Source organism: Thalassotalea sp. G20_0, from assembly GCF_017744175.1.
GTDB lineage: Bacteria > Pseudomonadota > Gammaproteobacteria > Pseudomonadales > Endozoicomonadaceae > Endozoicomonas.
The window spans coordinates 1-14,458 of record NZ_JAGHQV010000018.1 but is presented as its reverse complement, the minus strand read 5'-3'; the positions used below and the strand labels follow the sequence as shown (position 1 = coordinate 14,458).

Below are 14,458 nucleotides of genomic sequence, written 5' to 3'. Positions count from 1 at the left end.
GGATAATTACTGGTAGCCCCCGATGGGATAGTAAAAGTAATTTCCTCATCCGGGAAGAGTGCCTGCTTTCAGCAAACTGGCAAACATAGCCCCTGAAGCCTCATCAAGCGATTGATGAGGTGCTATTTCTTCCAGCAATTCAGGTATACGCACTTTCGAAACTGTCTACGATTTACCACCCGTTTATTTTATTCACTGATCGCTAACTTCACTGCCTTCTGGGCATGTATTTCTGTTGTGTCATACAGTGGTATGGTCGTCTGGGTCTGTTGAACCAACAAGGCAATTTCAGTACAGCCAAGAATTACTGCCTCAGCCCCTTGGTTATGCAGGCTGCTAATGATCTTCAAATATTGGTTGCGGGAAGCGTTGTTGATCTGGCCAAGACAGAGTTCTGTGTGAATAACCTGATGGACTACCTCCCGTTCAGCTTCATCCGGAATAACAACTTCTATACCAAACTTGTCCAACAAGCGATTTTTATAAAACGCTTGCTCCATGGTGAAGCGAGTGCCCAATAAACCAACCCGTTTTATACCATCTTTAACGAGAAGCTCGCCGGTTGCATCAGCAATATGCACCAGAGGAATAGCAACGGATTTTTCAACAGCCTCTGCCACCTTATGCATGGTGTTAGTGCAAATTAAAAAGAAATCAGCCCCACCTGCTTCAACAGAACGAGCCGCAGCGGACAGGATCTCTGCTGTCTTATCCCACTCACCCTGATGCTGAAGCTTCTCAATTTCAGCGAAATCGACACTGTAGAGGGCGACCCTGGCTGAATGTAACCCCCCAAGAGATGTCTTAACGCCTTCATTAATTCCCTTGTAGTAGCTTAGAGTTGACTCCCAACTCATCCCACCAATCAATCCAATCGTTTTCATTATTAATATTTACCAATATAACCAGAGAGATTCTGCACAAACCCCACAAAATTAATGGAACTTTTTTATAGTTGTACTATCGAACTGTGTAAAAGGCTAAATTTGCCTATATTTGCAGACTCGGGGGACTCATGCAATTAACCTCTGGAGTTTTTCAAGCCATGCTGACTCACACTCCGTCTGATGAAAGAGCAATCTGGAAATCCAGTTCTTCTAATAATCATTGACCAATAGAGGTGAAACTATGCACATCAGTGAAACCATTATCACCAAACCACCCAGCTCCCCTGCAGACTGGCAAACTGCAACAACTAAAACAGTCGAAGCCTTTGCCCGGGAGGTTGCTGCATATCCAGGAAAAACCTATCTGTCAGAATCTCGAAACGCGTTCTTCAGTCATAATCCATTCTGGCAGCATGAGCGTTTCAGGTTTACTCCTAGTCTGAAAGCACCATCCCATATTGGCATGGTATATAAGTAGCTAACCATATGAAATCACATATTTCTGACTCCTTGTTCAGGCACTCTGCTTCGTTACAACTCCGGTCACATAGCTACGGCTATGCTCCCTCCGTTGTGCCTCGCATAGCACCTGCCCAAGTAGCCAGAAATATGTGATTCCATATGGCCAGCTACTTAGAGGCGATTCGAGGCCTCCGGAAACCATTTTCACAACGGGATTTAATCAAAAATCAAATAATTCAGACTTTATTAACGATAATGATTTCCTTGCAGCTCTGCTCAATACGCAATTGAGCCCTTATAATTCAGGATTACGTAATCCAGAATTCCTGTCAGTCTTCGCTGGCAACCAATTGGTGAATAACCCAAAAAATGGTTTTAAAACCAGAGTCCAGGAAAAAATAGAAAACCCTCACACGGATCGATGTATAAAAGCATATACAGCAGCATTTCTGCCACCTTTGGACCCAGTAAATCGCACCCATTCAATTTCGTTAAGCATATGTGCAGATTTTGAAATATTTACTGACCAGGAGGATGATAAGTCGACAGGCATTTAGGAGGCTGACCGAGAATAGTGAAAATCGCGCACAGGTAATGATGCCAACAGCGAATATAGATTCAGAAAGCAAAGATAGTTCGCACATGTTTCACAGCCCCTACCGCCGGAATAGCCGCGAACCTACAAAATTACAACACCGTAAACCACAGCGAAAGCATAATAGAATCAAAAAGTTAAACGCTGTAATTCTCGCAAGGGTCAAAACCACAGCTTTTCAGAGAGGAGAGAGAAAAGTCAGAAAAACGGGAGGAAACAGCTTTAAATACGGAAGGCCACAAACCACAGCATCATACGTTTAACCCTTTGTTTACAGGGTCTATAAACGACAAAACCCTTACGACAGGTATCGTAAGGGCTTGAAGATATGGCGGTGGGGGCGGGAACCAGTGGCGGAATTTTTTGATAATAATTTTATTGCCACCATAGTACTCCAAAACATATTCCCTTTATGCGCTATGGTATATCTGGCATGATCCGGCCAATTCACAGTTCACCGGTTAAGATTTCGTATGTCATTAAAACCTTTTAAGCTCAACAAGAACGCCTATCTGAGCGATCCTGATAAGTGCAATGATCAACTACAGGACTGGGTTGAGCAGTTTCTGGATATCTTTTATGAATCGCCTGAATATCAGAAACTCTCAAAAGCCAATCAAAAATCTGGCGGCATGATGTTCAGCTTGTTTATGGAGCTGAACATGAACTACCTGGGTAAAGGACTTGAGTCCATAGATCTCAAATCAACCCGCGAGGTGATGACCAAGCTATTCCCTCGTAAGATGATCTGTTCCGATACCCAGGCAAAAACGATAGTCCCCGAGATTATCGCTTGCTGGCAGTGCCTGCAGCGCTTGATTGATGGTTCAGCCCAGAAGAAAAAGCTCAAGCATGCCGAAGCCATTATTAACTACCTTCAGAGTATTAAAAAGGACTACCTGAAAATTTATAACCACCACGATGCTTCAGGCCCAACAGTAACCATTCTGGAAAGCGCAACACCCGATAAAACCAGTACTCAAGATGACTGGATAGAAGCACTGATTGAAGATGCGGTCACCAACCTCGCGACCATCCGTAAGCAACCGGAACCACCTCAGAGCTGGCATCGCCTTTATGATCTCCAGTCATTGTCACAGTTCCTGTTTGCCGTCTGTATTGAAGGCATTGACGAAGACGAGTCTGATGCGGTTGCCGCGCTCCTTTCGTTTGCTCTGCACAGTCTCTTTATCCAGATTCGTCAGGGTAGTCATCAGGCTACTCACTTCTGGCAGGAAGTTGAACAAAATATCATGTTATCTTATGAGCACGATGAACTGGACAGCGTTGCAATGACACCCCTGTTGGGTGTTCTGGCTGGTCATCGGCAATACCTGTCAGAATCATTTATGGAGTTCATCCATCATTGGCAAACGGAGACTCATGATTCGCAAGACTCGAAAAGTGACTTTTCTCTGGAGGACCTGAATAAGATCTGTCAGGCCATGCTGGAAGAAATTCCCGATGAATTCACATTTGCCTCCGTCTGGCAGGATCAAATGGGCTTTATGCCACCGGAAGGCATTAGCTTAATTGGCCAGCAGATACTTTCTTTGGATAACCCACGATATGGTGATTTCCTGAGTTTACTGGTGCTGGATGAACAGGAAAAGAGCGCTGTCGCTATAGCAGATCTGCTGGCCAACCACCCAAAAGCGATCACGCCCTTAACATTGGAACGAATGATCCGTATTCGAAACTGGCTGCCTAAAGCAGTTCAGACTCACATTGACAAACTCATCAAAAATGTCCGCAAGTTGGGTGTCTGTCCTTCCGGGAAAAAAGTATCCACCGATGGCGAGATACAGGCATGGATGACCTCCGTGGATGGCAGTGGTGCCCAGGGAGTGATGATCATAGTCAATGATATCAACCATCCTCGAGCATTCCGCCTGGTAAATTTTGTACTTAAAGAAGCCGTCGGGATTGTCGACATTTCCGTGTCGCCGCCAGAAACCCGCAAAAAACTCCAGCACATCATTACCAGTACAAAACAATACGGCGTTCCCTTTGAGAAAGTATCCAGTGAACTGATTCGGAAACTTATCCCGCCATTTATGGCCTTGAATCTCAGCAGTAAAACCTGCCTCAGTGCAGATATGCTGGAAGGCATGGAGCTGCTTGGTCTCGATAACTGGAATCCGGCGTCGGCACAATTTGAGACCCTCAGCCCCGAACTGTTGAGTTTCAACACGCCACCATCCGATCAAGAGATTGCCAGTGTCCAAAAACGCTCTGTCAGTTGGACAAATTCTGCTTTTGCTGACAGCTGGCTGATCTCGGATGCATTCACCATCACAGGTGGTACCGTGAAGAAGATGATCAGCGATGTCTGTGACCAGGTACTTGAACCCAAAAAAGGAGTCTGGCGTGAACGTATGCAGCGCATGTGTCTTTGGGCTAATGCCTGCGAAAGTAAGCAGAGACAAAAACAGGCACGGGATTTTGCCGTTGTCAGCTGGTTACTGGAACAGGATATGCCTGCCAGTCAAATCAAACTTCTGGAGAGTATCGTCAAAAAGTCGCTTTAATTGGCTCCCAACCTCGCCTGCAGGTTAGTCAACCGGCGGTTCGACTTTCGGTTTCGGGCCGCCATACCCACCGCCTTGGGTTGCCCCACCAGCACCACCATCTTTTTGCCCCGGGTCACACCGGTGTAGAGCAGGTTACGTTCCAGCAGGGTGAAGTGCTGCATGGCCATGGGGATCACCACACAGGGGTATTCGGAGCCCTGGCTTTTATGGATGGTAGTGGCATAGGCCAGCGACACTTCGTCCAGCTCATTGACCGGGTAAAGTACCTCCCGACCGTCGAACTCAATCATCAACTCGCCCTCCTCAATATCAATCGCTTTGACCCGGCCAATATCGCCGTTGAACACCTCCTTGTCGTAGTTATTGACCGTCTGAATCACCTTATCCCCCGGCGCATAGGTCCAGCCATACCGGGTAACCCGGGGGTGGGCATCCGGGTTCAGGGCTTCCTGCAAGGCCACATTCAAACTGCGGGCACCCAGTCCGCCCCGGTTCATTGGAGCCAGCACCTGGATATCGTTGACCGGATCAAAGCCAAACGTCTCAGGCAGCCGCCGTGTAACCACCGACATCAACTTGGCAAACAACTCTTCAGGCTCTTCGCCGGTCAGATAGAAGAAGTCCGTCTCCTCCCCTTTTTTCGTCACCCTGGGCACCTGGCCACGGTTGATGGCATGAGAGCCGGTAATGATCTGTGAGGTGGCCGCCTGCCGGAAGATTTCCGTCAATCGCGCCACCGGCACCTTGCCGGACTCAATCAAATCTCTCAGTACCGACCCCGGCCCCACCGATGGCAACTGATCCACATCGCCCACCAGCAATACCGCAGCCGAGTCAGGCACGGCGCGCAACAGCTGATTCATCAGCACCACATCCACCATGGAGCACTCATCCACCACCAGCAGATCCGTTTCCAGGGGATTCTCAGCATTGCGTTTGAAGTCGAAGGCGGACGGATCAAAATCCAGCAACCGGTGAATGGTGGTGGCTTCCTGCCCTGTCGATTCAGACAAACGCTTGGCGGCACGCCCCGTTGGCGCACACAGCGTCACCTCAACCCGCTTGGCCTGGATGATCTTCAGGATGCTGTTCACCACTGTCGTCTTACCCACGCCCGGACCACCGGTAATGATGCAGAACTTATTCTGCACCGCCAGGTCAATTGCTCCTTTCTGGGAGTCGGACAGCTGAATGTTGTTTTTCTCCTCCACCCAGGGAATGGCTTTGTCCATGGCAATGCCAGACCAGCCGGAACGTCCCTGAAGCAGGCGGTTCACATGGTTGGCAACCCCCTGCTCGGCACGGTAGAGCGGCGTCAGAAACAGGCAAGGTACCTCACCAATGGTCTCCGGTGTCAGCCGCTCTTCATTAATCTCGCACTGAATCGCTTCCTTAATGGTGTCTTCCGGTATTTCCAGCAGCGTGACCGCGTCGTTAACCAGAGCCTCAAACGGTCGGGCACAATGACCTTCTCCGGAACACTCCTGCAACACATGGCGCACCCCGGCCTGGGCGCGTATTAACGACACCCGGTCGATCCCCAGCTGCATGGCCAGGTTGTCCGCCGTTTTAAAGCCGATGCCGTGAATATCCAGCGCCAGCCGGTACGGGTTCTCCTGCACTTTCGCCACGGACTCGTCGCCGTAGGTTTTATAAATACGCACCGCCCGGGCTGTGCCAACACCGTGGGATTGCAGGAACACCATAATCTCCCGGATCACTTTCTGCTCCGACCAGGCCGAGGTGATCTTCTCCCGCCGTTTTTTACCGATGCCCTCCAGCGCCATCAGCCGTTCCGGATTCTCCTCAATAATATCGAACACCTGTTCACCAAAGGCTTTGACCAACCGTTTGGCAAAATGGGGACCGATGCCCTTCACCATGCCGGACCCCAGGTATTTCTCGATCCCTTCCAGGGTATTGGGTGTGACGGTTTTGATCTGCTTAACCTTGAACTGCACCCCGTGCTTATGGTCGTTAAACCAGATGCCGGTGGCATCCACAAACTCACCGGGTGTCACCGAGGGCGTGTTGCCGGTCATGGTCACCAGCTCACGCTGCCCCCTGCACTTGACCCGAATCACAAAGAACCCGCTGGCTTCGCTGTGGAAGGTAACCCGCTCCACCGATCCCTGAAGATGAACCAGTGGCTGATGGTCGGTGTAGGGCTGACGGTGTTGCGAAGCGAATGTCATTGATCTGTTGTCTACAATTTAAGGCGGTATTAAAAAATCGAATCGCTTAAGGATAATATCAAGCGTTCACTAGATAAACGACTCTATTTTTAGTGCATCCAGCCCTTCAGGATAAAATCCAACTCTCATTTTTGAACCAACATTTCAAAACTTATTTCGAAGTCAAAAACTGATGTTTTCGATCAAAAAAATCCACCATAATCAACACCAACATGAATACATTTATTTTTGGCTTCTCTCCCCATGACCAAGCTCAACATTAACCTGAACGCACTCTATACCGCCAATACGCTGAAAAAGGGTCAACACTACTTTGCAAATAATCATGTGCTCTATGTTGACTTGGATGAAGAAGAACACAAATTGTCGGGTGCCGTTATGGGGAGTAAAGGTCACCACTATGACGTTGAGGTCTTCTTGGGGGCAGAATATGATGACCCGGATGAAGACCCCATTGCAGGCGTTTGTTCATGCCCTGTTGGTATCGATTGCAAACATTCCCTTGCGTTGTTATTGGCGGGAGAAATGCAGTATGGTGCACCCCGGCTTAACCGATTAATCGGTAGCATTGAAAATCATACCTCAACAGTTCCAACTGAAGCTGATCAAAAAACAGATGAGCTGTCAGTCCTGACAAAACGCAGATCAAGCTGGCTACATCACCTTCAGGCAATGGCTCGGCAAGTTTCCGGTCAATTATCCGCATCAACAGGTACCCATTCAGGAAAAAGTAATAACTGCGTTGTTTATATTCTCGATGAAACCCCATACAGTGGAGGGATCTTTGTTCAACCCTACTTATCCCGTTGGTTAAAAAAGGGAGGCTTTGGCAAGCCTAAGATCTATACCAGCGCCTACAACTGTCTGCACCATAACAACTGGCCTGCCAGCATGAATGATGGTGACAAACATATTTTCAAACTGGCGTATATACAGGCTAGAATCGACCTGTATGATGCCCAGATCAGCCTTAAAGGATCAGAGGGTCGTGAGCTCCTTGATAAAATACTGGGTACCGGTCGTTGTCTGGCAGGAGAAAGACTTCTGCCTGTTGCTCAGGGCCCACAACTGAAGGGGGAAATTCGCTGGCAACTTGATGACCAGGGGCTTCAGCGACCTGTTTTATTTGATGCCAGTTCAGGCTACCCGTTGCAGTTACTGCCAACCGCGCCTCCCTGTTATTTGAAAACACTGCATGATCAGGTCGAGTGCGGTGAATTAACCCATTTACCGGATGTACGTTTACTCGGTGCCATTATGGAAGCTCCGCCTCTGGATGAAACCGGCGTTGAAGAGACCAGTAAAGTCCTGAAATCGCTCTTTAAAGGGAGAGAGAAAACCAAAGAGCGCAAAAGTGTACAACTCCCCAGAAAAATCACCGCCATCACCGTTGCCCCACAGCCCGTTTTACAGTTAGACACCCTGCCTGTGGGAGGCTCGAAAACGGATCAGCTGTTGGCGCGGGCAAAACTCTTCTTTGCCTACAACAATAATCGCATCCCTTTTGGAAGTCCCGGAGACACTATTCCAGCAGAAAACAATAACCACCAGGTTATTCCCCGTCAAAAATCGGAAGAAAACCGACTGCTGCAACAGCTTCAAACGTGGATGGAACCGGCACTTCAGCGCCACAGTGATATTATCCGACAATACCCGGCACTCAAGCCCTATGACCTGATAATGGCACTCCCCGGAGAAGACCATCGCCGGTACTGGCTGCATTTCATGACCAATGTCCTGCCAGAGTTGGAGGCGCAGGACTGGATCATTGAGATTGACGACAACTTCCCCTACCAGTTTGAAGCCATCTCCGATGATGACTGGTATGCAGAACTGGACGAGTCCGAAAACAACTGGTTTGACCTGCGTCTTGGCATCACCATTGATGGCACATCCATTGACCTGCTGCCTTTGCTTGCCCGGCAGATTCATCAGCTGCCCACACTGGATGAACTAAAGAACATGCCGGAAGACACCCGGATTCCGATTGCCCTGCCCGGTGGCAAGTTTATTCAACTGCCTGCTGAACGGTTAAGGGTAATTGCCGGAACACTGTTAGAACTCTTTGGCGATCGTCCATTAAACGAATACCAACTGCAGAACTACCACGCCGAAATCTGGCAGGAGCTGTATGAACAGCTTGGTTTGCCTTGGGCAGGTGGTGAAAAGCTACTGGCATTAAGCAAAAAGCTGAAAACTTTTAAACGACTTAAGTCAGTTAAACCGGCAAAAAATCTGCAGGCAGACCTGCGCAGTTATCAGCAGCATGGCCTTTCCTGGCTGCAGTTCCTGAGAGAGTTTGGATTGAACGGTATATTGGCTGATGACATGGGGCTGGGCAAAACCCTGCAGACCCTCGCCCATATCCAGCTGGAAAAACAACGCCTTGGAGACCAGCTCCCGCCCTGTCTGGTGGTCTGTCCCACCAGCCTCCTCCATAACTGGCAACATGAAGCCAGCCGGTTTACACCCGATTTAACCGTACATATCCATCATGGCTCCAAACGCGACAGCGAGGAAATCCAAAAAGCAGACCTGGTGATTACCAGTTACGGCGTCATCCAGCGGGATTTTGAGCAACTGGCAAAAACCCGGTTTCACCTGTTAGCCCTGGATGAATCCCAGGCGGTAAAAAACCCCAATGCAAAAAGTGCCAGAGCAGTGCGCTGCCTTAACGCAGTGCATAAACTTTGCCTGACCGGTACGCCAATGGAAAATCATCTGGGTGAACTCTGGTCGCTGTTCGATTTTTTGATGCCCGGCTTTCTCGGTGCCAGGGACCAGTTTACCCGTTTTTATCGAACCCCTATCGAAAAACAGGGAAACCAGCAACAAACCCAAAAACTGCAAAAGCGCATTGCACCATTTATGTTGCGCCGCAGTAAAGACCTGGTGGCCAGAGAGCTGCCCGCCAAAACCGAAATTCTGCGCACTACCTCGCTTGAGGGCAAACAAAGGGATCTGTACGAAACCATCCGCGCCAGTATGGAAGCCAGGGTTCAAAAAGAGATTGAAAAGAAAGGTCTTGCCCGCTCCCAGATTGTTATTCTGGATGCTTTGCTCAAAATGCGGCAGGCATGCTGCGATCCGACACTGGTCAAGCTGGAGCAGGCATCCAATATCCGGGAGTCAGCCAAGCTTGATCTTCTGATGGACCTGGTACAACCCATGGTAGAAGAAGGTCGAAAGATACTCATCTTCTCGCAGTTCACCAGTATGCTGTCCCTGATTGAAAACCGTCTGCACAATGCCAGTATTCCCTGGGTAAAACTGACCGGCCAGACCCGTGACCGGAAACAACCCATTGAGGCTTTCCAGCACGGTGATATCCCGGTCTTCCTGATCAGTCTTAAAGCTGGCGGCACCGGCCTGAACCTCACCGCGGCAGATACCGTGATCCACTACGATCCCTGGTGGAACCCGGCGGCAGAAGATCAAGCCAGTGATCGTGCACACCGCATTGGGCAGGACAAACCGGTATTTGTCTACAAACTGATCACCGAAGGCACCGTTGAGGAAAAAATCCAGGCGCTGAAAGAGAAGAAAAAAGCCATTGCCGATGCGATTCTGAGTGAGGGTAGCGGCCGACAAAAACCATCAATCACCGCAGAAGACCTCAGTGTACTCTTTGAGCCTTTGAAGCAGGCTTAATATTTTTAGGTTCACGCTCTCCATCCCCGCAGCTCGAAACACAGGGCAGCAACTTATGGAGTCGGGGGCTGGATGCGGTTCGCTCAGGGAGTAGTGGCTGGTCCATACGTAGAAAACAGGATTCACTCATGCCTGGTATTTTTATATCATGCACATCCGAACACATCGGATGAAACTACCCTGTCGCACTCAGTTCCCAACTAGACCATCATCCCTCTGAGCTATCTGGTCCCATGCTCCCCGGCGTCAATAAAAGACAATGGTATAATCCATGGACGGTAGTATGATTTTGACTTATTGGTCAAAGACAACAGTGGTTGACAAAGTGTCAAATATAAAGAACTGACACCTGTTTTACTTTCTTGCTTATTTTAAATTTATCTTTGAAGAATTTATTAAATGGATGACTTGATTTCAGATTATTACCATGAGTTAAATCTATAGGAATTTGGCAATTGTGAAAGAAAGACGCCCAGAAGCGAAAATTGTTTAGGCTGTTTTCAGAACCAATTCTTTGATGGTAATGAGATAAGTTACGACTGTGAGGAAAAGAGAAAGCTTTATTTGCTAAGGTATTTTGTTGTTCACGTCATGGAAAACTATCATGGTGCAACCAATATATCTTGTGATGTGCTCGATTCTTGGTTTGAGGTTGAACATGTAGATATATTGTCTGTCGGAGGAGGACCAGGCTCTGATGTTTGTGGCGTTCTGGAGTATTTGGAAAAGCAAGCAAAAAGGCGAAATATTGAATTATCTGTTGATGTTATTCGACTAGATATTGAGGATCAATGGGATGAAGTGTTCAATGATATAATGGAACGATTCTTTCCTTGGGTTAATTATCGAACAGTACATATGGATGTTAATGACGGCTTTGGCTTAATTTCTGGTGAAAAATTTAATTTGGTAACAGCATCTTATCTAACTTCTGAATTGAGTAGTTATCCAAATGAAATTGCTACGGTTGTTGGTCCGAAATTTAGTATGAACTCAGGCATGTTTGTTGGAGTGAAGAGATGATTATCAGTGCTAGTCGCCGCACCGATATTCCAGCCTTTTACTCCAGCTGGTTTATCAATCGTGTGCGTGAAGGTTTCCTACTCACACGCAACCCATTTAATGCCCATCAGATTAAGCGAGTTTCATTAAAGTCAGAGGATGTTGAAGTATTTGTGTTCTGGACAAGAAACCCGTCCAAGCTTATGCCCTTTTTACCGGAGATGGATTCTCAAGGGTATCGCTATTACTTCCAGTACACTGTTACAGGGTATCCTCGCTCCGTCGAAAAGTCAGTCCCTAGTCCACACCGTGCGATTGAAACTTTCATCAACCTTAGCCAGCAAGTTGGATCAGACAAGGTGGTGTGGCGCTACGACCCTATTTTGCTATCGAACCTATTACCGTTGGATAAGCATAAACGTTTGTTCAGTAAAATTGCTGGCATGCTGGCAGGGAAAACTAGTCGAGTAGTGATTAGTTTTGCTGACTTTTACAAGAAGACCGAGAAGAATCTTAAGACGGTAGATAGCCTGATTTGTTCGGATATCACTCAATATCAGGAACAGCTACTAGAACTATCTGCTTACATGGCGAAGGTTAGTACTGCGTATGGTATGGAAATAAAAAGCTGTGCAGAAGCCGTCGATATCATTAATGCTGGGGTGCCACATGGGAAGTGCATCGATGACGAACTGATTAAAGAAGTCTTCGGTTTGAGTCTGGACAGTAAAAAGGACAGTGGTCAGCGTGAAGAATGTGGCTGTATTAAAAGCATTGACATAGGCGTTTATAACACATGCCTACATGGTTGTTCATACTGTTATGCAACTTTTAACCATGATGCAGTAATAAAGAATCAAAAGAAACACGATCCATTAAGTAGCTGGCCATATGGAATCGAATATTTCTGGCTACTTGGGCTGGTACTATGCGAGGCACAACGGAGGGAGCATAGCCGTAGCTATGTGACCGGAGTTGTAACGAAGCAGAGTGCCGGCACAAGGAGTCAGAAATATATGATTTCATATGGTTAGCTACTTAAGCCCTTTCTTGCTTGGGGGAACTGAGGGTATAGACCCACTTCTGTTGAACAGTAACGTTCCTCAAGGGTCCTTGTTCTAAGAACGAGACTTGGTACTTAACATTTTGCGTCAGAGAATCATAGAATACCTCAACCAACTGACGACCCAACCACTGGCCCCCACAGACACACCATTCAATCCCTCACCCACAAAACAAAATGGCCTCTAACGGAGGCCAGTCGGTCAGGTCACCGGGGCTGGGTAACGCATTTCAAGGATAGCTCCCGGCTCTGACTGCGGTTGTTATTAGCCCCACTTTGCCGCTTGGGTCTGGATAATCACTTCATTAAAAATAAGCTACCGGATGTGGCAGCCGATTGCACTCCTTCAGGCTACCAACGTCAGATCGTCATCTTCATTCTGGCACTCACATCAGAATAAAAACTGGCTCAAACCGGACTTTTTCTCGCTACGGTCGGTTATGTCCGACAGGCTCCTAACGTCTTTCTTCTCGTTTAATTCATCGACAACGTTCATAATCATCTCCTGCCAGACACCGTCTGGAAGAACAGTAAGCGAAGCGCCAATACGGTAGTGGTGCTGGATTTCGAAACTACCGGTCTCTCCCCGGACAGCGGTGATCGCGCCATTGAGATTGGCGCGGTATTGGTAGAAGACGGTCGTATCACAGACCGGTTTCAGCAACTGATGAACCCCGGCTTCCGGGTTGACAGCTTTATTGCCAGCTACACTGGCATTACCAACGCCATGCTGGAAAATGCACCACCGTGCAGTGAGGTGATTGGTGAGCTGGCCCGGTTTATCGGTTCGCACAACCTGGTTGCCCATAATGTGCCATTTGACCAGCGATTTCTCGATAATGAGATGGCGTTGCCGGGTACCCGCTATTCCGGCGAGTTCGCCTGTTCCCTGAATGCGGCAAGGTGGGTATACCACAAGGTACCCGATCATAGCCTGTCAACACTGGTGGAGTTCAAGCAGCTCCCGACCGATGGCAATTTCCATCGGGCACTGTCCGATGCCAGAATGACGGCTCATCTCTGGCTGGCCATGTTGAACGACTTGTCGATGATGGGCCGTCCAGCACCCATTGCGTTTTCGGACATGCAGTGCCTGAGAGCGACGATGGAGTAAGAGCCGGTTACCCCGGGCTCTGCGTGGAACTCCATCCTGCTTGTGCGCGTGATCAAGCACACAGGCCAGCAATAAAAAAGTGAAGCCAGACTTCGGAGCCTCACAACCGGCGCTCATAACGTAATACCAATCGTGCTTTCTAACTCCCGTGATGAGCATGAAGATTTGAGCCTTAAGACAAGGCGGCGTGAGGAGTCATAGCCTAAGCTATGGCGACGATCGCCAACGCAGGATTAAGGCTCAACTCTTCAGCGCAATAGGGAGTTAGAAAGTTCGATTGGTATAAAGACGTGTGGATGATTGATACGGCACCCGACAAGTAATTGGTTGCCAGTTGATGATGATATTGGTGATGTAATGACGATAAACACAGAATACGATACCTCATGGGATGAGGGTAACCATGCACTGCTTAACACCCGGTTTACGGAATGGAAAAAACGGGACTGGTACCAATACCTGACGGAGCATTTAACTTTCCCCTTCCCCGCCATTCGCTTTGAAGGTGGCGATGCAAGCCCATTCTCAACGGATGCGCCTTTTGGTGTAGGCCATACCGTTCAGGTACAGGGCATTTACATGGAAGATGATATGCAGGGTTTGATCGTCGGCGTGAAAGAGGGGTGCAGGAAAGGCTATCTCCCGCTTTGCGAATTGTAAGTCACCACCAGAGACCATCCCTGCTACTGGCCGCTTCGGGAGTATGTGGTCTGGTTTGCTAACCGGTGACCATCCCATTACATCCACAGCTGCCTTTCACCACCCCAATCAGGAATATACCGACTCATATAAAATGCCTAAAACTTGAATGATCGCCCGTTGTCTTTCCTTCAAACCGACCACACGTTGTTCCTGATTATTGACCGTTAATACACTAACCCCTTGAAAACAGAAAAACACCCATCTCGCCGTTGGGTTCTGGCAGGGCTTTTTTTTCTGGTTTAAGAATACACGG

At 48.3% G+C, this 14,458-nt stretch carries 10 protein-coding genes and 1 pseudogene; 8 read left to right on the top strand and 3 right to left on the bottom strand.

The window, feature by feature from the left end; genetic code table 11:
* Positions 1 to 188: 188 nt before the first annotated feature.
* On the bottom strand, positions 189 to 884 hold the full coding sequence (locus J7438_RS12460) for an aspartate/glutamate racemase family protein (protein ID WP_209276788.1): 696 nt from the start codon (positions 882 to 884) through the stop codon (positions 189 to 191).
* 244 nt (positions 885 to 1,128) lie between these two features.
* On the opposite strand from J7438_RS12460, the gene J7438_RS12455 reads away from it, so the two are divergent.
* From J7438_RS12455 to J7438_RS12445, 3 genes are all read left to right on the top strand, one after another.
* A complete protein-coding gene (locus tag J7438_RS12455; protein WP_209276787.1) occupies positions 1,129 to 1,365 on the top strand; it encodes a hypothetical protein in 237 nt (78 codons plus the stop codon).
* Between the two features lie 133 nt (positions 1,366 to 1,498).
* The gene (locus J7438_RS12450; RefSeq protein ID WP_209276786.1) at positions 1,499 to 1,906 is read left to right on the top strand and encodes a hypothetical protein; all 408 of its coding nucleotides are present in this window, start codon (positions 1,499 to 1,501) and stop codon (positions 1,904 to 1,906) included.
* 511 nt (positions 1,907 to 2,417) lie between these two features.
* Positions 2,418 to 4,475 (top strand): Y4lR C-terminal helical domain-containing protein, encoded by a 2,058-nt coding sequence (locus tag J7438_RS12445; protein ID WP_209276785.1) that lies wholly within the window; start codon positions 2,418 to 2,420, stop codon positions 4,473 to 4,475.
* Here J7438_RS12445 and recD2 read toward each other — a convergent pair.
* The gene (gene recD2 / locus J7438_RS12440; protein ID WP_209276784.1) at positions 4,472 to 6,673 is read right to left on the bottom strand and encodes an SF1B family DNA helicase RecD2; all 2,202 of its coding nucleotides are present in this window, start codon (positions 6,671 to 6,673) and stop codon (positions 4,472 to 4,474) included. The genes J7438_RS12445 and recD2 overlap by 4 nt on opposite strands.
* Positions 6,674 to 6,901: 228 nt before the next feature.
* On the opposite strand from recD2, the gene J7438_RS12435 reads away from it, so the two are divergent.
* From J7438_RS12435 to J7438_RS12415, 5 genes are all read left to right on the top strand, one after another.
* Entirely contained in the window at positions 6,902 to 10,324 is a 3,423-nt protein-coding gene (locus tag J7438_RS12435) for a DEAD/DEAH box helicase (RefSeq protein WP_209276783.1), read from the top strand.
* Positions 10,325 to 10,915: 591 nt separating this feature from the next.
* Positions 10,916 to 11,347: a small ribosomal subunit Rsm22 family protein gene (locus J7438_RS12430; protein WP_209276782.1), complete on the top strand. Its 432-nt coding sequence runs from the start codon at positions 10,916 to 10,918 to the stop codon at positions 11,345 to 11,347.
* Positions 11,344 to 12,360: a DUF1848 domain-containing protein gene (locus tag J7438_RS12425; RefSeq protein ID WP_209276781.1), complete on the top strand. Its 1,017-nt coding sequence runs from the start codon at positions 11,344 to 11,346 to the stop codon at positions 12,358 to 12,360. The genes J7438_RS12430 and J7438_RS12425 overlap by 4 nt, the downstream gene beginning before the upstream one ends.
* 585 nt (positions 12,361 to 12,945) lie before the next feature.
* Positions 12,946 to 13,503, top strand: a complete 558-nt coding sequence (locus J7438_RS12420) for a 3'-5' exonuclease (RefSeq protein WP_503003903.1) — start codon at positions 12,946 to 12,948, stop codon at positions 13,501 to 13,503.
* Positions 13,504 to 13,830: 327 nt separating this feature from the next.
* Positions 13,831 to 14,163: a calcium-binding protein gene (locus J7438_RS12415; protein ID WP_209276780.1), complete on the top strand. Its 333-nt coding sequence runs from the start codon at positions 13,831 to 13,833 to the stop codon at positions 14,161 to 14,163.
* Positions 14,164 to 14,271: 108 nt separating this feature from the next.
* On the opposite strand, the pseudogene J7438_RS12410 reads toward J7438_RS12415, so the two are convergent.
* Positions 14,272 to 14,458: pseudogene (locus J7438_RS12410) on the bottom strand (hypothetical protein); the annotation flags it as partial.

Bases quoted from the DNA above. Each gene is read 5' to 3' on its own strand.
- J7438_RS12460 (WP_209276788.1), bottom strand. From the start codon at position 884: ATGAAAACGATTGGATTGATTGGTGGGATGAGTTGGGAGTCAACTCTA.
- J7438_RS12455 (WP_209276787.1), top strand. From the start codon at position 1,129: ATGCACATCAGTGAAACCATTATCACCAAACCACCCAGCTCCCCTGCA.
- J7438_RS12445 (WP_209276785.1), top strand. From the start codon at position 2,418: ATGTCATTAAAACCTTTTAAGCTCAACAAGAACGCCTATCTGAGCGAT.
- recD2 (WP_209276784.1), bottom strand. From the start codon at position 6,673: ATGACATTCGCTTCGCAACACCGTCAGCCCTACACCGACCATCAGCCA.
- J7438_RS12430 (WP_209276782.1), top strand. From the start codon at position 10,916: ATGGAAAACTATCATGGTGCAACCAATATATCTTGTGATGTGCTCGAT.
- J7438_RS12425 (WP_209276781.1), top strand. From the start codon at position 11,344: ATGATTATCAGTGCTAGTCGCCGCACCGATATTCCAGCCTTTTACTCC.